The following is a 19,240-nucleotide window of genomic DNA, read 5'->3' on the forward strand; positions in this document are numbered from 1 at the left end:
TATACTGATCGTCATGGTAGATAATGACTCAGAGAAAGGAAATTTTTCTTAGAGCAAGTTGCCCAGTTATCGGTTTTTTATTTTTGGCCGCATCAATTGCTCTGAACTGGGAACTGCCTGAGCCAAAAGTTCGAAGCTCGCCGGATACACGACCCGGACACAATCACCCTCTTGACACCCAACTTGATGGCTGGGCTGACATGCGCTTGCAGCGCCGTGAAGGAGAGTCCGATTGGGACTTTTCAACCAGGCTAAACCAGCAGGTGTTTGAGAGCATATACCATTGTGATTATGATTTTGCCCCGAGGGCGATTGAACGCATCGTCGGACTAACGCCTGGAAGCAAATTGGACCAAGTTGGCTTTCTTTCGCCAGACATTGTGTGTGGATTCTGTCATCAGGTGGCTTTCATCCTGGCGAAGGCCTTGTCCAACGGCGGACTCAACGCGAAACCTCTTGGAGTGAATGGACATGTTGTTACGCTAGCCTACATCGATGGGAAGCCGTTTGTTTTAGATCCTGACATCGGCGTAGGGCCGATTGCATATGGAGATCAAATGTCGGATGAAGCGGCTCATGCATACAAAACTAAGCTGATGGATTCTACAGACCAACCCCCTTCCCCTGGTCTTGTTAGATATATGAACAAGATTGTCGAGGCCTATGCAACAACGGAGGACGATCGGCCGTATTTTACGTTGGATTGGATGAGTCGCATTCAGATCAGACAGCAAAGATATATTCTTTTTGTAACGGTTTTCGCATATGGCATTGGTTTTTTAGGACTGCTTTTGATTTTTCTATGCGCCGTTCCCGGCTTTAAGAGACGAGACACGTGATAGTCTTCTGAGACCGTTGAAGCCCTTTGTTTTTAGATATGCTTTTGTTGTTTTAATTTTTAGCAAATCAAGAGGAAAATGGTGTTATGCCGTCCACCTTTCAATTAGAATTCTCTGGTTACCAAGCCGAGCGGAGTGCTTTTTGGGATGACATTGCTACCCAGCCTTTTAATTCTTTGGGAGGATACTATCACCGCTGGCTTACTTATGTTTACAGATTGGCCATTCCCGAAGGTGCTCGCGTATTGGAAGTTGGTTGCGGCATCGGCAATCTGATTTCCGCACTGAAACCCAGCATTGGCATCGGCGTAGACTTTTCTTCGCGCATGATTCAAGAAGCGCGCAGACGACATTCGGATATCCAGTTTGTTGTAGCCGATGCTCATGAACTAGACCTTGGCGATCACGATTTCGATTTTATCATTTTATCGGATCTCATCAATGATGTCTGGGATTTACAAAGAATTTTCGAGCAACTTACACCATATTGCAGCTCTTCCACCCGTATTATTTTAAATTATTTTAGTCATCTGTGGCAGACGCCGTTGTCAATTGCGCGACAATTTCGGCTGGCAACGCCCACCCTCACCCAAAATTGGTTTACTCGGCATGATGTCGAGAATCTACTCGAGCTAAGTGGCTACCAGCCGCTACGCTGTTGGGAGGAAATAATCGTACCCTTGCGAATTCCATTGCTTAGCACCTTTTCCAACCGCTTTCTCGCCCGGATTGCGCCATTTCGTTGGTTGGCGCTGACCAACTTTCTCGTTGCGCGACCCAGTCCAGCATTCAGTCCTTCACCAAGAGTTTCTGTCGTGGTGGCCGCGCGCAATGAACAAGGCCATGTCGATGAATTGATCGAACGGATTCCTGAAATGGGCCGTGGCACGGAAATCGTCTTCGTCGAGGGAAACTCGACTGACGACACCTGGGGAACAATTCAGCGCGCCATCGCTGCCAACCCGCAGCGAAATTGCAAGTTGCTGAAGCAACCCGGAAAGGGAAAGGGGGACGCTGTGCGAACCGGATTCGAAGCGGCGACTGGGGATATACTGGTTATTTTGGATGCTGACATTACCGTTCCACCGGAGGATTTGCCGCGCTTTTTTGATATTCTTGTGTCTGGACAAGGGGAGTTTGCCAACGGTGTTCGCCTGGTTTATCCGATGCAAGACGATGCCATGCGGTTTTTCAATCTAATCGGCAACAAGGTATTTTCCTGGGCGTTCAGTTGGTTACTTGGCCAGCCAATCAGGGATACTCTATGTGGAACGAAGGCGCTCTGGGCGAAGGATTATCAGCGGCTTGCCGCGAATCGCGCCTATTTTGGAGACTTCGATCCGTTTGGCGATTTCGATCTGTTATTCGGGGCCGCCAAGCTTAACTTGAAAATCATGGAGGCCCCCATTCGTTATCGAGCGCGTCGTTATGGTAGTACAAATATTCAGCGTTGGCGACATGGTCTCCTGTTGGCGCGCATGGTCTTATTTGCCGCCCGTCGGATTAAGTTCGTTTAGTTGTTCTATGGTGGATCAACTCTAGCACGCGCATGCGCGGGACAAATGGGTATTCTAGCTTCTTGGTTGTCGTATCCCCTTACGCGCGGGTTATCGATTGATGACCCCCGAACGACGGCCCTTCGCCGTCGTATTCTACGGGATAAAGCTTTCTTGGCGCAGGTCTATGATGAGTGGTATGCGTTGATTATTGACGCATTGCCTGCTCGGGACGACGTGCTTGAACTAGGCTCCGGCGCTGGGTTTCTGTCGGAGCTTTTGCCGGGGCTTATCACCTCCGAGGTTTTTTCGACTCCGAATGCTAAATGCGTCTTGGATGCAAGCAGGCTTCCATTCTCTGCGCATTCGTTAAACGCGATCGTTATGACCGATGTGTTCCATCATATCCCGGATGTGCGGCTTTTCTTTCATGAGGCCGTACGTTGCGTTCGTCCCGGTGGACGTGTCCTGATGATAGAGCCCTGGCGAACGCCTTGGTCCGAATGGGTATACACCCACTTGCACCATGAGCCATTTCTTCCCAAGGCGAAGCAGTGGTCGCTCCCACCAGGCCAGGGCCCCTTGTCCGCGGCCAATGGCGCATTACCTTGGCTGGTGTTCCAGCGCGACCAGCGCCGGTTTAAGGCGGAATTTCCAGCTTTACGCAATTTGGCCATTAAGCCTTTGATGCCGCTGGCTTACTTGCTTTCCGGCGGCGTTTCCATGAGATCGCTCATGCCTGGTTGGGCCTATCCATGGATCCGTCGCCTGGAGCGAACGGTCGGCGAGAACCGCTGGGCGATGTTCGCCTTCATCGTACTGGAGCGCCGCTCGACATGACGCGTTCCATCCGCAAGGCGGCGCTGGTCATTCTAGTTAGCTTGTTCCTAAGTGCGCTTTTTTTGTGGCTCGCATTGCGTCAGGTAGAGCCCAAGTTGGTAATCCGGGCCCTGGTGGATTTGCAGCTGGCGTCTCTTGTTTTCGCCGGCTTTGCTATCGCCCTGGGAATTCTGCTTCGCGGTTGGCGCTGGCGCTTGCTTTCGGGGAGCGCAAACAACACGCAGCCGGAATTTTTCCGCGCAACCGCGCTCGGGGTTTTCGCCAATCTTGTGATACCAGCGCGTCTTGGGGAAATCGTCCGGGTCGCCGCGCTGTACAAGCTCTCATACTTATCACTCAGCGAGGTTGTCGCCAGCGGTTTTGTCGATCGACTCACAGATATCCTGGTTTTGGTTTGCGTGGCATCAGTGCTCTTTCTTGTTATGCCGATTCCGGATTTCGTCGACGACTGGCTGTTCGGCTTTGGTCTCGCCTTAGGCTTAGTGATGACAGGCGTAGCCCTCACCTCACGCAGACATGTTCTTGGAAGGTTTACCGTTACGCGAGTGGTCAAATTTTGGCGCATCCGCTGGCCTGCGCAGCCGCTCACGTTCGCCGCAAACGTCCGTCACCGACTCTCAGTCGCACTGCGGCGGGTACCGAGCCCGCGAGTCGCTGCTGTTATATTCCTTGTCCTCATCGCTGACTATTGCGCGGTGGCCTTGGTCTTACGGGCGTTTCGACTCGATTTGCCGCTTTCGGCGCCGCTGGTCTTATGGGTGTTTTTCGCGGCAGGCTCAGCGCTGCCGTCGGCCCCAGGCTACGTTGGCGTCTATCAACTGGCCGGCCGGTGGGCGCTCGGGCTATTTGACGTCCCCGCCACCATTGCCGTCGCGCTCGCCACGGTATTCCAAGCGGTCGTGCTTCTCGTCGCGGCTATACTGGCGGGCATGGCCTCTTGGCGAACCGGCGTTTCCGGTTTTTACGCCGCAGAATCAAAACCAAATGAAACTAAACACTAAACAGAAGATCGCTCTCGCCTCCGCTTTCAGCACCGGTATTCGAGGTTGTCGCGGGTTGCTTGGCTTGAGCAACGTAGTTTGCACAAGACGTAACGGACTCAACTGGAAACTTGATCTGCGCGAGGGAATCGATTTCTCAATCTACCTGCTGGGCGGGTTTGAATTGCCAACACTCAGGCTCTACAAGAAAGTATGTGCCGCGGTTCGACCTCGTATTGTCTTCGATATCGGAGCGAATATCGGCGCTCATACGCTTCCGCTCGCTCAACTATTGCAACAACACGATGGCAGGGTGCATGCGTTCGAACCCACCCATTGGGCATTAAGCAAGCTTCGCACAAACCTCGCGCTCAACCCCGCGTTGGCGCCAGTTGTCCATGCTGTTCAGGCCATGCTTGTTGCAGACTCGACGAAAAAGGTAAAAGAGCAAATTTATTCCAGTTGGCCACTTGCTGGCGGGGAGGGACTACACGCAGTTCATTGCGGCAGGCTAAATGAAACAACTGGAGCTATTGCAATTACTCTAGACAACTATGTCGCGCAAAATCGTCTGGATACAGTTGATCTCATTAAGATTGATGTCGATGGCAACGAACCTCAGGTCTTGAATGGGGCAATGCAGACAATAAGGCAATTCGCTCCCCTTATATTGATGGAATGGTCGCCTCATCTCTTTCTTGACCAACCTGAGGTAATGAAAAAAATGCTGGCTCAACTGCAAGCATTGGACTACCGTATACGCCATGGTGGGACCGGTTCGCCGATCATCGGTGGTCAATCCGAGCTGGATAAGCTTACCCCGAAAGAAGGGTCAATAAACATCCTATTCGTACCTGCCCGTTACGCACGGATATTCGGCAAGAACGGTCCTGGTCGGTGTCTCAACAATGATTGTCAGGGTTAACAGTGGATCCCATGGCTTTTGCCTATCCAATCATCCTTGTTTAGCGTCGGCAGCGTCCGCCATCGACTCTTGGTCGGGCTACGGCATCATGTACCAAGAGCGTGTCGCCGCTGTAGAATTTCTTGTGCTGCTCTGCTCTTGGTCGCTGCTGCTTTAGCCAGCATCGCGGTTTCTGGAATTTGACTTGCGCGTCTATTTCCGGAGCCATCAAATCCAAGGGTTATTTAAGGCAATACAACCTATCAAAATTACCAAAATACTCAGGGAAATAGTAGGCCGGATTCTCTTTCATGGCTCGAGTGGTTTTTTTCGTAAGCTCGATGCACGGCGGTGGCGCGGAGCGAGTCGCGGCACTCTTGTGCAACCAATGGGCATCGCATGGCCATGATATTCTTTTGGTTCCGACTTTTTCTGGTCGCGGGGAGTGCCTTTACCCGCTTGACTACAGAGTCCGGCTGGAATTTCTTGCCGATCGGGTCGGCACAACGCGGAGAAACGCGGGGAACAACATTCGGAGACTGCTGGCCATGCGCTCGATGATCCGAGAGTTCCGCGCCGATGCGGTGCTGTCTTTCCTGACGGACGTGAACCTCGCCGTGCTTTTGGCAACTCGCGCTCTTGGTCTTCCGGTGGTGATATCCGAGCGAATTTTTCCACCGATGATGCCGACAGGCTCCTTTTCGAAGGTGATGCGACGACTCGCCTATCCGTGGGCGAGCCATGTTGTCATGCAGACCCAACGCGGGGCGGACTGGTTGGCAAAATCTGTGCCCGGCAGCCGCGCGGTTGTCATCGCTAATCCCTGTGTTTTCCCAATTCCTGACGCAAAGCCCGCAATCTCTCCTGACACCCTCGTTGAGCCTGACCGATGTCTGCTGCTAGCTGTCGGTCGTTTGGCTCTTCAGAAGGACTTCCCCATGCTGATCGGGGCGTTCGCAACGTTGGCGCCGGACTTTCCAACATGGGACATGTTCATCCTTGGCGAAGGCTCGGAGCGTCCCCGCCTTGAAGCCCAAATCGAGCAAGCCGGTTTGGGGGGGCGCGTGCATCTGCCCGGACGCGTCGGGAATCTGGGCAGGTGGTATGAGCGTGCCCAGTTGTTCGCGCTTACTTCGCGGTTCGAGGGGTTTCCCAATGTGCTGCTCGAGGCGATGGCCCACGGCTTGCCGGTTGTGAGTCTCGATTGCCAAGCTGGACCCGCGGACTTGATCCACGACGGGGTCAATGGATTTTTGGTTCATCCATCAAACGCGTTGCTTGGCTTGATCTCCCGGTTGCGGGAGCTAATGGAAGATCCACCCTTGCGTCACCGTCTGGGCCTGCGTGCGCGGGAGGTCCGGGAGCGCTTCGCGCTTGCGAAGATTGCTCGGCAGTGGGAAGCCTTGTTCGCTCCCGAACGAGCCGGGCATCGGAGCGGCAATCATTCGCGGGATAATGACTGATGTGCGGTATCACCGGCTATTGGCACCCTGATCGCTGCGATGCGGCAATCGCCGAGCGGATGTCGGTCGCGATCCAGGCGCGCGGTCCCGATAGCCGCGGCGTGTGGTGCGATCACAAGGCGGGTCTCGCCCTGGCGCATCGACGCTTGGCGGTTTTGGACTTGTCCCCGGCCGGCCATCAGCCGATGGTGTCCCCCTGTAAGCGTTACGCGTTGACCTACAACGGCGAGATTTACAATAACCTGGATATCCGCCGTGAATTGGAGTGTGTCGGTGGTTACTTTGACTGGCGCGGTCACTCCGACACCGAGACTCTTCTGGCCGCGTTGCGGCATTGGGGTGTGCCAGTTGCCCTGGAGCGACTCAATGGGATGTTTGCCTTCGCGCTCTGGGATGCCCGGGAGCGCTTGCTGTATCTCGCGCGGGACCGCATGGGCGAGAAGCCTTTGTACTACGGACATTATGGGAAGGCTTTCCTGTTCGGCTCGGAACTGAAGGCACTCCGTGCTTACTCGGGCTGGCAAGGCATGATTGACCGCGATGCCTTGACGTTGTATCTGCGACACAACTATGTACCCACTCCCTGGAGCATTTATCGCGGCATCGCCAAGTTGCCGCCGGCACACTATGTGGTGATCCGCGAAGGGGGCCGGAGCATTGGCAAGCCCCGGTGCTATTGGAGTCTTGCCACTGTCGCGGAAGCCGGCACGGTCGAGGCCGGAGCGGCCGAGCTAACTGACGAATTGGACGCCCTGCTAACGGATGCGGTAAAGCGACGCATGGCATCTGACGTGCCGCTCGGCGCTTTTCTGTCTGGCGGGTACGACTCAACCATGGTGACCGCGCTAATGCAGGCCCAGAGCCAGCGGCCAGTGCGCACCTTTTCCATCGGTTTTCACGAGGCCGCCTACGACGAATCGCGGCACGCCAAGAAGGTGGCCGCGCACCTTGGCACCGACCACACCGAATTGCTCGTTAGCCCGGAACAGGCGCTGGCGGTGGTACCCAAGCTGCCTTTTATTTATGATGAACCATTCGCCGATTCGTCCCAGATTCCGACCTTTCTCGTCAGCCAGCTTGCCCGGCGTCATGTCACGGTCGCGCTTTCGGGCGACGGAGGCGATGAGCTGTTCTGCGGCTATAACCGCTATGTGCTGGGCTACCAAGTTTGGCGCTTCCTGCAACTGCTGCCAAACCCACTGCGCCGCGCCATCGCGGCGATGTTTCGACGCGCGCCTGGGCATGCGTTGGATTCCTTGCAGCGATTGTTGCCCCGGCGGCTGAGAGTCCCGCAGCTGGCGGACCGCTTGCCAAAGTTGGCGGACGTGCTGGCCCATCGGAATGGACCGTCCTTTTATCGGGGTCTTGTGTCCCACGCCAAACAACCCGACCAGATTGTGATTGGCGCGCGCGAACCTGAGGGTATCCTCGCCCGCGCCGGCGGTTTTCCCCAGTTGGCCGACCCGCGTGAGTGGATGATGTTGATGGATTCGGTGACTTATCTGCCCGATGACATTCTCACCAAGGTTGACCGGGCTAGCATGGCGGTGAGCCTCGAGGCGCGAGTTCCGCTGTTGGATCACCGGGTGGTCGAGTTCGCCCTGCGCCTGCCCATCGGCTACAAATTCCGCAAGGGCCAGGGGAAATGGCTTTTGCGACAAGTGCTCGATCGCTACGTGCCGCGCCCGTTGATGAATCGCCCGAAGATGGGGTTCGGCGTGCCCATCGAGCATTGGCTCCGAGGCCCCTTGCGAGGCTGGGCGGAAGACCTCTTGAACGAAACGCGGTTGCGCAATGACGGCTTCCTCGACCCGCAACCCATTCGCGAGATGTGGCGGGAGCACCAGTCCGGCGCGCGCCGCTGGCATTATCATCTTTGGGATGTGCTGATGTTTCAGGCATGGCTCAGGGAAACGGGCCACCACTAACATGATCAGTGGGGCGCGCAAGGGGGCATGGCCATGACGCGTTTACTGTTTGTTGTGTCTGAAGACTGGTTTTTCGTGTCCCATCGCTTGCATCTGGCGCAAACCGCCATCCAGGAGGGTTTTCAGGTCGCTCTTCTCACCCGGATTGCCGACCAGCGGGCGAAAATTGAACAGGCTGGGGTAACCGTGTTCGACTGGCAACTGGAGCGAGGCTCGCGTAACCCCCTGTTGGAGTTCAAGGCATTGATTGGGCTTGTGCGGGCAATGCGCGCTTTTCGTCCGGATTTGATTCATGCGGTCGCCATGCAGCCAGTGCTTCACGCGACTGCGGGTGCTTGGCTCACCGGCGTCCGCCGTCGGGTGCTCGCGCTCAGCGGACTTGGGTTTGTGTTTTCCTCGGCCAAGCTCCGCGCGCGGCTGTTGCGCCCCCCGTTGAGCGCCGCCTTGAGGCTGGCGTTGAATGGGGAGCACACCCGTTTGATCTTGCAGAATCCCGACGATTGTCGCGTGCTCGTCGACGCGAAGGTGGCGCGTCCTGGATGCATTCGCATGATCCGCAGCTCGGGCGTGGATACCTCCGTGTTCCTGCCAGGAACCGGACAGCCGTCGACACCATTGGTTATCCTGCCGGGAAGGATGCTGTGGGACAAGGGTGTGGGTGAGTTCGTCAGCTGTGCCCGGGCGTTGAAGGCAGCGAAGGTACCGGCTCGTTTCGCGTTGGTGGGTGATCCGGATCTCCGAAATCCGGAGTCGGTGCCCTTGGCGCGGCTTCATCAGTGGGTCGACGAGGGTGTCGTGGAATGGTGGGGGCGCCGCGCGGATATGCCCGCCGTGCTGGCACAGGCCGATATCGTCTGCCTGCCATCCTACCGGGAGGGATTGCCGCTGGCGCTGCTGGAGGCAGCAAGCTGCGGCCTGCCGATCGTCACTTTCGATGTACCCGGATGCCGTGAGGCCGTCGAGCACGGCAGAACGGGGTTTCTGGTGCCCTTCGGCGACCAGGGAATGCTCAACGAGGCCATTGCGTCCCTCCTTGCCGATGAATCAATGCGCCGCGGCTTTGGCGACGCTGGCCGGGATAAAGTGTTGAGAGAATTCACGCGAGAGCGCGTCGCGCGGGAGACCTTGGCGGTTTGGAAGGAGGTGTTGGGCTTGCCGTGAAAAGGCAGGTTTCACCCGCCGGAGTGGCGGGGGCCATGAGGTAGATAAAGACCCAAAGCGGAATCAGATCGATGGAGTTGAGCGCGCATTGCCGAGGCACACCCTGAATTAAAAAAAAAACGATCTAGCACAAATGTCTCTCGCTGTCATATCGCTGCAAGGCTGTGCCATATTTGATAACGTGCCCGGTCGGTCGCGATCCAACCTCGCGCCCGCATCGATCAAACGTGATCCAACAGAGAAATCCGGTGAAAGTCATTCTTTCAGTTGACCCGATCAAATTTCCGCTCACGGGAATTGGACGCTACACTGACGAGCTGGCAAAGGGTCTGCAACGGGCGGAGCTTGAGGGGCTGCGGTTCTTGCGTGGGACGAAACTGGTCTCCTCGGTCCCCGCGCTCCATCCCGCCAAGGCCATGGCGAGCATGCCCGCTTGGCTGCGGCTGGCGCAAAAAAGCCGTCTCACCGTTGCCGCCTATCGCGGGCTCGGCGCCTGGCGCAAAGCCCGATCACTCAGAGGATTCGAGGACCATCTGTTTCACGGCCCCAACTACTACCTGCCGCCATTCGCTGGCAGGAGCGTGGTGACCATTCACGATCTTTCGCCCTATCAATGGCCCCAGTGCCACCCACCGGAGCGAGTGCGCTTCATGCGCGCGGAAATCGAGCGTTCCTTGGAGCGCGCAACCGCCTTGATCACGGATGCCGAGCACACCCGTCTAGAGGTCGCGCGCTACTTCGGCTGGCCCATGGAAAAGATTCACGCAATTCCCCTGGCCAGCTCCCCGGATTTCCGCCCGCGCTCGGAGCAGCCGGGAAAGGATTTTGCGCGCCTGCTTTCCGCCCTCGACATAAAGCCCGATCAATATACCCTGTTTACCGGCACAATCGAACCACGAAAAAACCTTGGCGTTTTGTTGGATGCCTATTCCCGTTTGCCGGATGCGACACGCCAGCGTTGGCCGCTCGTCATTATCGGCTACCGCGGCTGGGGCAGCGCCCAACTGCACGCGCGTTTGCAAGACGCGCAACGTGCCGGTTGGCTGCGCTATCTCGGCTATCTTCCCCAGGAGAGCTTGGTCGCCATCATGGCCGGCGCGCGGCTTTTCGTGTATCCCTCCCTCTACGAGGGCTTTGGTCTGCCGGTACTCGAAGCCATGGCTAGTGGCGTTCCCGTCGTTTGCTCCAACGCCTCGACTCTGCCAGAGGTCGCTGGCGACGCCGCCGCCTACCATGCGCCGAATGACACCGACGCACTGAGGGATCTCATTCTCAGCGGTCTGGAAGATGAACAATGGCGCGCCGCAGCGCGCGATGCTGGGCTCAAGCAGGCCGGCGCCTTTTCCTGGCACCGATGCGTCAAGAGTACAATTGCAGTCTATCGCCAGGTCGCGTCCGAATCATGAAAGGCCAGCGTGCATGAGGGTTTTGAATGTCTATCGCACCTATTTTCCGGATCCCCCCGGAGGCATGCAGGAAGCCATTCGGCAGATCTGCCTAAGCACCAGCAGGCTCGGTGTCCAAAACAGCGTTTTCACCCTATCGCCAAATCCAGCGCCAGGGCGAATTGATCGTCCCGAGGCCCAGGTGGTGCGTCAGCGGTCCTGGGCGGCGCCAGCCTCATGCGATCTCGGCGGACTGCAAGCGGTCAAAACCTTTCGCGCCCTGGTCGCTGAAGCCGACGTGGTGCATTACTTTTTTCCCTGGCCATTCGCTGATATTTTGCGCGAGCTCGCCCCGCGCAGGCCCTCGGTCTTGACCTACATTTCCGACGTCGTCCGGCAGAAATGGCTGGGACGACTCTATGAACCCTTGATGTTGCGCACCTTGCGCGGCATGGACGCTGTTGTCTGCAATTCGCCCGCTTACGCGCGAACTAGCCCGGTACTGCAAGATCCAGCCATCGCCGAGCGTCTGCGCATGATTCCCTTGGGCATCGAGGAAAGTTGCTACCCGACGCAATCGGACGCGGGCCTCTTCGCGCGTCTCGCCATCGAGCCATCCGAGCCCTTTGTGTTGTTTCTCGGGGTGCTTCGTTATTACAAAGGCTTACAATTCTTGCTTGAGGCCTGCCGCAACCTGCCTGGCAAGCTTGTCATCGCCGGTTTCGGTCCAGAAGCGGCACGGGTGCGCGGGCAAGCTCGGCGCATGCGACTCGATCAGGTCAAATTCGCCGGTCACGTCACCGATAGCGAAAAAGTCGCCCTACTAAAGGCCTGTCGCGGGCTCGTACTCCCCTCGCACTTGCGCTCGGAAGCCTATGGCATGGTTCTCGTCGAGGCCAGCATGCACGGCAAGCCCATGGTCAGTTGCGAGATCGGCACCGGCACATCCTTCGTCAACCAGCACGGAAAAACCGGCTTTGTCGTTCCGCCGGAATCGCCCGAGGCGCTGGCCGGCGCCATGCGGCGCCTGCTCACTGACAGCGCCTTGGCCGCGCGGCTTGGGCGCAACGCCCGCCAACGCTACGACGCGCTCTTCTCGGGCGACACGCTCGGTCGAGCCTACGCGACACTTTACTCAGAGATTGCCAAGGGCGCGCTCACTCCCGGCGCTCCAGCACAGGATACCCCTCGCTAGCGCAGAGCGCGTCGCGTTCGGCCTCCTTGAGGTCCTCTCGCATCATTTCCTCGACCAGCTCATCAAACGCGATACGCGGGGACCAGCCCAGCTCGACGCGCGCTCGGCTGGGATCGCCGAGCAGGGTCTCAACCTCCGCTGGGCGAAAGTAGCGTGGGTCAACCGCGACAATGCAGTTGCCACCGTCGGTGTTGTAGCCTTTTTCCTCCGCGCCATGGCCTTCCCACCGAATCTCGATCCCGATGGACCGCGCGGCCGTTTCAACAAACTGCCGAACCGAATATTGCGTTCCGGTCGCAATGACATAATCCTGCGGGCTTTCCTGCTGAAGCATCAACCACTGCATTTCGACATAATCGCGGGCATGGCCCCAGTCCCGCTTGGCGTCCAGATTGCCCAGATATAGTCGCTCCTGCATGCCGAGCTTGATGCGCGCCAACGCCCGGGTGATCTTGCGGGTAACGAAGGTCTCACCGCGCAAGGGGCTCTCGTGGTTGAACAAAATGCCATTGCAGGCGTACAAGCCGTATGCCTCACGATAATTCACTGTGATCCAGTAGGCATAAAGTTTTGCCACGGCGTAGGGTGAGCGGGGATAAAAGGGCGTTGTTTCGGTCTGGGGAACCTCTTGCACCTTGCCATAAAGCTCGGACGTGGAGGCTTGGTAAAACCGGGTTTTTTGCTCCAGACCCAGAATCCGGATCGCTTCCAGCAGGCGCAAGGTTCCAACCGCGTCGGAATTCGCTGTGTATTCTGGTTCCTCGAAGCTGACCGCGACATGACTTTGGGCCGCCAGGTTATAAAGCTCGTCGGGCCGAACCTGCTGCATGATGCGAATGAGACTGGACGAATCAGTCAGATCCCCATGGTGCAAAATGAACCGCCGATCAGGCTCGTGCGGCCCTTGATATAGGTGATCGATCCGGTCCGTGTTGAACAAAGAGCTTCGTCTCTTGATTCCGTGGACTTCATAGCCTTTCGATAGCAGGAATTCCGCTAGGTAGGCGCCATCCTGACCGGTGACACCGGTGATAAGAGCTTTTTTCATTTCGACTATGTCAGTTCGTCTCAGTGTGGTTGCGTTTACAGTCAGCGCCTCTTGGCACGCGAATACTCTGCCCGGCGGCCTCGCGGAAGACCAAGCTGGGTGCGGCCTTGGGGCAACGTCCAAGGGCAGGTGTGCATGAGCGTTGTCAAAGTCAGGCCGTCACTAAATTAAGCAATCGAGCCACAGGATAAGATCCGCCAAAATACCACAGATGGTGGCCTTCATCGGCCACCGACCCAGCGAAGCTCGGCTGAAAGGGCTGCTTGCGCCCGTGTTCACAAGCCCGCATCCCAGCCAGAACCCGTGCAGTTAGGTGCGAGCTCCATGCTGGGCGAGCGTCCCGGCGCTGAAACGGGGTATGCTACCACCTAATGCCGTGGGAAGGAGCCTGGCCGAGCGTGGGGCATTACCGAGATGTCTTCGACCTCGCGCGCAACAGTCCATTGCAACGAAAAATCCGCTGCAAGCAGTCCCGCGAACAATCACCAATCACTAATCACCAGCCCGAGCAATATGAAACGCGCACTTATCTTTGGAGTCTCCGGACAGGATGGCGCCTACCTCGCCAAGTTACTGCTTGAGAAAGGCTATCAGGTTACTGGCACCTCGCGGGATGCCGAGTTGTCCAGCTTCGCCAATCTCGGCCAACTTGGCATTCGCGACCAAGTGCGCTGCATCTCCGCCGCCATCAACGACTTCCGCAGCACCCTGACCGCCATCACCCAGGCCGAGCCGGATGAAATCTACAATCTCGCCAGTCAAAGCTCCGTTGGCTTATCCTTCCACCAACCGGCTGAAACCCACGAGAGCATCAATCTCGGCACCTTGAACCTGCTCGAGGCCCTGCGTTTTGTTGGTCGGCCAATCCGCTTCTACAACGCATCCTCCAGCGAATGTTTTGGCGACACCGGCGCCACCCCCGCCACCGAGGATACGCCTTTTCGCCCACGCAGCCCCTACGCCGTGGCCAAGGCCGCGGCCTATTGGCAGGTCGCCAACTACCGCGAAGCCTATGACCTCTTCGCGTGCTCCGGAATCCTGTTCAATCACGAATCCCCCTTGCGCCCGGTGCGCTTCGTCACCCGCAAAATTATCGCAACCGCCTGTCGCATTGCCGCCGGGGCCGATGAAATTCTCAGCGTCGGCAACACCGACATCATCCGCGACTGGGGCTGGGCGCCCGAATATGTCGATGCCATGTGGCGCATGCTCCAGCAGGATCAGCCCGATGATTACCTTATCGCCACCGGCCACTCGTGCAGTCTCAATGACTTGATCGCCGAAACCTTCGCCGCGCTCGACCTCGACTGGCGCGATCACGTTCGTGTCGATCGCAGTCTCTACCGTCCCACCGACCTGCTCCGCAGCCGCGCGGATCCCGGCAAAGCCGCCGCGCGTCTCAACTGGCGAGCCGCGATGCGCGTGCCAGAGATTGTTCGTGCCATGATCATCGCCGAGCAACACGACAGCCATTGAGTACCAATAAGCACACAAGCCGGAAGGGCACGAACCATTACAAACCGAACTGGTTGGTTCTATCGTGCCGACTGCGCGCCCAAGTGCGGTTCCGCGCGAAGCATCCCCGGGGCGCGGTGGTGACGATGCACCTGGTTTAGGCCTGGTCCGTTTAGCCTCCGTACGGGCTAATCCTCGATTCCAGCTCCGCGCTTTAGATTCGTGATCAGGTTGATATCCTTGCCGAGCGAGGATTGCCATCGACTCATCACGTCCTTGATACTCTGATTATTTCTCAAGGAGCTTTGTGGATTGTGTGTAAGGATCTGGAAGCTATATTCGCGATGGACATCGGTGTATTTGTCCTGTAGCAGTATCGCATCGATTAGCTCCGGCTCGGTGGATGGGCGCACGGGGAATCCGGTGTGGCTTTCCAGCGCATCCGCTGGCCGGATGGTCGCGAAATAATCGCAAAATACTTCATACTGCAAATCACCCTTGGCGTAGGGTGCTAGGTGCGTATCCTTCCCTTTGTAAACATCGTAGCCGATGGCGAATAGAAACCCAATTAGATCGTGGTAGGAATATTTCCCCCGAAGACAAAAAACATTCGACTCGAAAATAATTTCAGGCGAATGCTTGCGAAGGACGCTTTCCGCCCCTTGCAATGCCTCTAGCTCCGAGCCCTCGATGTCCATCTTGATGACATCCACCTTACCGATATCGTGTTCGTTGCAGAAATCGTCCAGACTAACTGACTCGATTTGCGCATCCCCAGACTCGATAATATGGGCCCAGGCGCTATTACCGCCGAAGTTCACGGTTCCGCTATTGCGCCAAACGGCTTTCTTGTGCAAGTCAAGCGAAATGCGAGAGGCATTCGCCGCCTTGACGAGGGAAGCGATATTTTCAGTTAGGATCTCGAAGGCATGAACATTCGCGCCTTTCGTGGCGACAGGTATGCACACAGTTCCGATGTTTGCCCCTAAATCAAAAAACACCGACTTGCTCGAGCACATGTTGTATGTTAGCCTTGCAACAGATAAAAAACCGCCCGATTTAGCCACCTGCTCCTCATAAATATCCTGCCCAGGGTCGACATCAAGATAATAAATTGCATTGTCAGGCGTCAAAAATTCAACAAGCCTTTTCATTTGTGTTTTCCGTGCCCGAGATTAACAGTTGTACACGCTAGCGCAGGGACAAATCCCTCCCAGGCAGATTGCGCTGCGGCACCCTCCCCTGCGCGAGGCCAATTTCTTGCCTAGGTCGGTGGAGTCGCGTCTAATGACCGCCCTGGCATCTGCCGGCGCGACCATGCCGCAATCCTAACAGACGCTGTCATGCCCGCGCTACCAACAAGGCGCGGACTTGGCGGACAAACGTGAGCACCATATCCGGGATAAAGTGGTGCTTCAGCCACCAAATAGCTGCCCGCCCACTTTCCCGCCGAGCGCCATAGCATGAAATTGCCCGTATTATTCGCATTTACTCGGCAGGACTTCATTGACCGCTATTCGGGATCGGTCTTTGGCGCCTTGTGGTCATTTATTCATCCGTTGGTCATGATATTTATTTTTACCGTGGTTTTCGCCAAGATTATGGGGGCGCGTCTCCCTGGCAGCGTGGGTGAATACAATTACCCGGTATATCTTGTCAGCGGGTTGTTGCCATGGATTGCCTTCTCCACGACCATCACCCGCTGTGCGACAGTCTTCATCGACAAGCGCCACATCATTGGCAAGATCTATCTCAACCTGGGCTATTTGCCCCTATACATCGTTTTTTCCGAAACCATCACTTTCACCATCGCCCTCGCGCTATTTTTGGGCTTCTTAGTATTTGTTGGGCAGTGGCCAGGTCAGCTGTTGTTGTTGGTCGGGCTAATCTATCTGCTGCAGCAAATCTTTGCCTTTGGGTTGGGGCTTTTGTTTGCGATTTTGAATGTGTTTCTACGCGACATTCGTGAATTGGTTGGTATTGGCTTGACCTTTTGGTTCTGGCTCACTCCGATCGTTTGGGTGCCCGACATTGCGCCGCGCCTGGTGCAAGATTTGCAGCATTGGCTCAACCCCGCGTACCTATTCATAGGCAGTTATCGCTCCATATTTGTCGATCAGCAATTGCCCGCTAGCTCATCCCTGGCATGGCTTGCCGGCATCGGCTTCGCCGTCGTCGTGTTGGCCTGGCGCCTGCTCCGTTGGCTGGAAAAAGACATTCGCGATTTCCTATGATCGTCGTCGAAAAGCTAACCAAAACGTTCCGGCTCTACCGCCGGCCATCAGATCGGCTGCGGGAGCTGATCCTGCGGCGCGCCTTTCATCACGTGCATCACGTCCTTGATGACGTTTCCTTCGCAGTCAAGGACGGCGAAACCCTCGGCATCATTGGTTGCAATGGCGCTGGGAAATCTACCTTGCTGAAAATACTCACGGGTGTCTTGTTGCCTGATTCCGGGCGCACGCAGGTGTCAGGTCGGGCGACCGGACTGCTTGAACTCGGTACTGGCTTCAACCTTGAGCTGACGGGGCTCGAAAATATACGTGCCAACGCGCTGCTGCTGGGCATGACAGCGGCGCGTGCAAAAAACCGCGAAAGCGCGATTATTGAGTTCGCCGAGCTTGGGGAGTTTATCGCAGAGCCAATCAAGACCTACTCCTCGGGCATGATCATGCGCCTGGCCTTTGCTATCGCCATACACGCAGACCCGGCATGCTTCGTGGTAGATGAAGCGCTGGCGGTGGGCGACGCCTATTTCCAGCAAAAATGCATGGGCGCGCTTCAGCGGTTTCGCAACAAGGGTGGATCGATTGTCTTCGTCTCCCATGATCTTAACGCCATCAAGTTGTTATGCGACAAAGTGTTGGTCCTTGATAACGGGCGGGTGGTCGGGTACGACAAACCGGAGCCGGCGACAAATCTGTACAACCGTATCATTGCCCGCGTGCAACAGGACGCGGAACGCAAGCATGAAGAGACTCCGCCCGAGCCCACTGAGTACGGCTCCGGTCGCGCCTGGATCGAACGCGCAAGGATCGTCGGGAGCGCATCCGCGGGCAACGTGATGTCGGCGGGCGAGACGGCGGAGATTTGGGTGGACTACCTGGTGCGGGAGGCCGTTGATGACCTGACCCTTGGCTTTATGATTCGTGATCGTTTCGGTCAAGACATCTTCGGTACCAACACAAGTTTGTTCAACCAGACCCTGAACCCACCATTGGGGGTGCCGCAGACCGCTTGCTGGCAAGTGGTGTTAAACATCGCGCCTGGTCACTATACCGTCACGCTCGGCTTGCATCGTCGTGCCGAATCAGGCGTCGAAGTGCTGCATTGGCACGACAGCGTCCTTCGTTTTGAAATCGCGGGGATTCAAGGTCTGGCTTTCGGGGGAGTTTGCCGGCTGGAAACAAAGTTTTTCACCGGTCCCACCAAACCGGTGGCGAAGAATGATCAACCGGGAGTGCAAGCGTGACCTTGACGGGCATGAAAACGCGGTTGCGGGCATGGCTTTCCCATGTCATTCCAAGCACGCGTGCGCAACAGCGACGGGCTTGGGCAGAGCTGGCGCGGACGCAGGCAGAGCTGGCGCAGACGCAGGCAGAGCAGGCGCAGACGCAGGCAACGCTAGCCGGGGCGCAAGCGCAACTCACCGCCCACGCAACTGACAATCAGCGCTATCACCAATCGCATCAAACCCGGCTCAATCGGCTCGAACAACTGATGCCCTTGCTGCCCCAGGTATTCTTGCAACCGCCGCCCTTCGCCTGGCACGCCCCCACGGCGGACTGGTTGGGCACTGCCCAAGCACGCATCGCGCGGCAAGCAGACGCGACCCAACCGATTGACAAAGAACGTGATTTTTACTCCTACTACAGCGAAATCGGTGGGGATCATCGTCCACTGTTGCGCGAACAGTATCGCTGTTATCTTCCTATCATTCGCCAAGTGCCGGCGCAAGCGAGGAGAGTGTTGGACATCGGCGCTGGCGCGGGCGAATGGTTGGAATATTTGCGCGAGCACCGGATCGCGGCCGTGGGCATTGACTGTGACAGCCAAGAGGCAGCGCGGGCCCGCAGGGCGGGCTTGGACGTGGAAGAAGCTGATGCGCTGAACTATTTGCAGACCGGCACGGAAATCTTTTCCGCCATTACCTTGTTTCAAGTGATCGAGCACTTGCCACCCCGAAGTCTTGGCGCCATGCTACAATTCTGTCTGCGGCGGCTGTCCCCGGGCGGGATTCTAATGGTGGAAACAATCAACCTTCGCCACCCGTTGGCGTTTCAGGGGTTTTACACGGATCCAACGCACCAGATACCGCTTGCTGACACCTACCTCGGATTCTTAATGCAGTGGGTTGGCTTCCAGCAGCCGCGCTTAATATACACGCTGCCAGAGCCAATTGCCGGATTATCCCAAGACGACCCAACTCGACTTTACAGGAATTACACTCTTTGGGCCGCAAGCCCGCTGAAAAGTCCCCCAAACGATTACGAGCTGCCCCCTTCGCCGCGCGGGCGGGAGCCTGGACGGGACGAATAATTTTTTG

General features: G+C 56.9%; 16 protein-coding genes. 14 read left to right on the forward strand and 2 right to left on the reverse strand.

The features are described from left to right. The first annotated feature begins 23 nt into the window (after positions 1-23). The 10 genes from Thiofri_RS00185 (at position 24) to Thiofri_RS00230 (ending at position 12,191) form a co-directional block, all read left to right on the forward strand. Positions 24-839: a hypothetical protein gene (locus tag Thiofri_RS00185; protein WP_143741900.1), complete on the forward strand. Its 816-nt coding sequence runs from the start codon at positions 24-26 to the stop codon at positions 837-839. A gap of 86 nt (positions 840-925) precedes the next feature. After that, positions 926-2,356, forward strand: a complete 1,431-nt coding sequence (locus Thiofri_RS00190) for a bifunctional class I SAM-dependent methyltransferase/glycosyltransferase family 2 protein (RefSeq protein ID WP_009149464.1) — start codon at positions 926-928, stop codon at positions 2,354-2,356. Between the two features lie 153 nt (positions 2,357-2,509). Further along, entirely contained in the window at positions 2,510-3,175 is a 666-nt protein-coding gene (locus tag Thiofri_RS00195) for a class I SAM-dependent methyltransferase (RefSeq protein WP_223296745.1), read from the forward strand. Continuing rightward, the gene (locus Thiofri_RS00200; RefSeq protein WP_009149466.1) at positions 3,172-4,176 is read left to right on the forward strand and encodes a lysylphosphatidylglycerol synthase transmembrane domain-containing protein; all 1,005 of its coding nucleotides are present in this window, start codon (positions 3,172-3,174) and stop codon (positions 4,174-4,176) included. The genes Thiofri_RS00195 and Thiofri_RS00200 overlap by 4 nt, the downstream gene beginning before the upstream one ends. Further along, positions 4,160-5,080, forward strand: a complete 921-nt coding sequence (locus Thiofri_RS00205) for an FkbM family methyltransferase (RefSeq protein WP_009149467.1) — start codon at positions 4,160-4,162, stop codon at positions 5,078-5,080. Before Thiofri_RS00200 ends, Thiofri_RS00205 begins: the two co-directional genes overlap by 17 nt. 320 nt (positions 5,081-5,400) lie before the next feature. Next, entirely contained in the window at positions 5,401-6,522 is a 1,122-nt protein-coding gene (locus Thiofri_RS00210) for a glycosyltransferase family 4 protein (RefSeq protein WP_051023880.1), read from the forward strand. Further along, positions 6,522-8,450, forward strand: a complete 1,929-nt coding sequence (asnB, locus tag Thiofri_RS00215) for an asparagine synthase (glutamine-hydrolyzing) (RefSeq protein WP_009149469.1) — start codon at positions 6,522-6,524, stop codon at positions 8,448-8,450. The genes Thiofri_RS00210 and asnB overlap by 1 nt, the downstream gene beginning before the upstream one ends. Before the next feature lie 33 nt (positions 8,451-8,483). Beyond that, on the forward strand, positions 8,484-9,611 hold the full coding sequence (locus Thiofri_RS00220; protein WP_009149470.1) for a glycosyltransferase family 4 protein: 1,128 nt from the start codon (positions 8,484-8,486) through the stop codon (positions 9,609-9,611). A 248-nt stretch (positions 9,612-9,859) separates the two neighbouring features. Continuing rightward, entirely contained in the window at positions 9,860-11,017 is a 1,158-nt protein-coding gene (locus Thiofri_RS00225) for a glycosyltransferase family 4 protein (protein ID WP_009149471.1), read from the forward strand. 13 nt (positions 11,018-11,030) lie between these two features. Beyond that, positions 11,031-12,191: a glycosyltransferase gene (locus tag Thiofri_RS00230; RefSeq protein ID WP_009149472.1), complete on the forward strand. Its 1,161-nt coding sequence runs from the start codon at positions 11,031-11,033 to the stop codon at positions 12,189-12,191. On the opposite strand, the gene gmd is transcribed toward Thiofri_RS00230, so the two are convergent. Beyond that, positions 12,154-13,239, reverse strand: a complete 1,086-nt coding sequence (gene gmd, locus Thiofri_RS00235) for a GDP-mannose 4,6-dehydratase (protein WP_009149473.1) — start codon at positions 13,237-13,239, stop codon at positions 12,154-12,156. The genes Thiofri_RS00230 and gmd overlap by 38 nt on opposite strands. 513 nt (positions 13,240-13,752) lie before the next feature. Here gmd and Thiofri_RS00240 point away from each other — a divergent pair. Continuing rightward, complete coding sequence (locus Thiofri_RS00240) at positions 13,753-14,715, forward strand: GDP-mannose 4,6-dehydratase (protein WP_009149474.1); 963 nt, start codon at positions 13,753-13,755, stop codon at positions 14,713-14,715. A 167-nt stretch (positions 14,716-14,882) separates the two neighbouring features. Here the strand turns inward: Thiofri_RS00240 and Thiofri_RS00245 are convergent, their stop codons facing one another. Beyond that, the gene (locus tag Thiofri_RS00245; protein ID WP_009149475.1) at positions 14,883-15,848 is read right to left on the reverse strand and encodes an FkbM family methyltransferase; all 966 of its coding nucleotides are present in this window, start codon (positions 15,846-15,848) and stop codon (positions 14,883-14,885) included. A gap of 309 nt (positions 15,849-16,157) precedes the next feature. On the opposite strand from Thiofri_RS00245, the gene Thiofri_RS00250 reads away from it, so the two are divergent. From Thiofri_RS00250 to Thiofri_RS00260, 3 genes are read left to right on the forward strand one after another with little or no spacing between them, the layout of a single operon-like run. Beyond that, on the forward strand, positions 16,158-16,928 hold the full coding sequence (locus Thiofri_RS00250; protein WP_009149476.1) for an ABC transporter permease: 771 nt from the start codon (positions 16,158-16,160) through the stop codon (positions 16,926-16,928). After that, positions 16,925-18,166 carry an ABC transporter ATP-binding protein gene (locus Thiofri_RS00255; RefSeq protein ID WP_009149477.1) on the forward strand — a complete coding sequence of 414 codons (1,242 nt, stop codon included), beginning with the start codon at positions 16,925-16,927 and terminating at the stop codon, positions 18,164-18,166. Before Thiofri_RS00250 ends, Thiofri_RS00255 begins: the two co-directional genes overlap by 4 nt. Then, the gene (locus Thiofri_RS00260) at positions 18,163-19,233 is read left to right on the forward strand and encodes a class I SAM-dependent methyltransferase (protein WP_009149478.1); all 1,071 of its coding nucleotides are present in this window, start codon (positions 18,163-18,165) and stop codon (positions 19,231-19,233) included. The genes Thiofri_RS00255 and Thiofri_RS00260 overlap by 4 nt, the downstream gene beginning before the upstream one ends. The last annotated feature ends 7 nt before the right edge of the window (positions 19,234-19,240 follow it).

Source organism: Thiorhodovibrio frisius, from assembly GCF_033954835.1.
GTDB lineage: Bacteria > Pseudomonadota > Gammaproteobacteria > Chromatiales > Chromatiaceae > Thiorhodovibrio > Thiorhodovibrio frisius.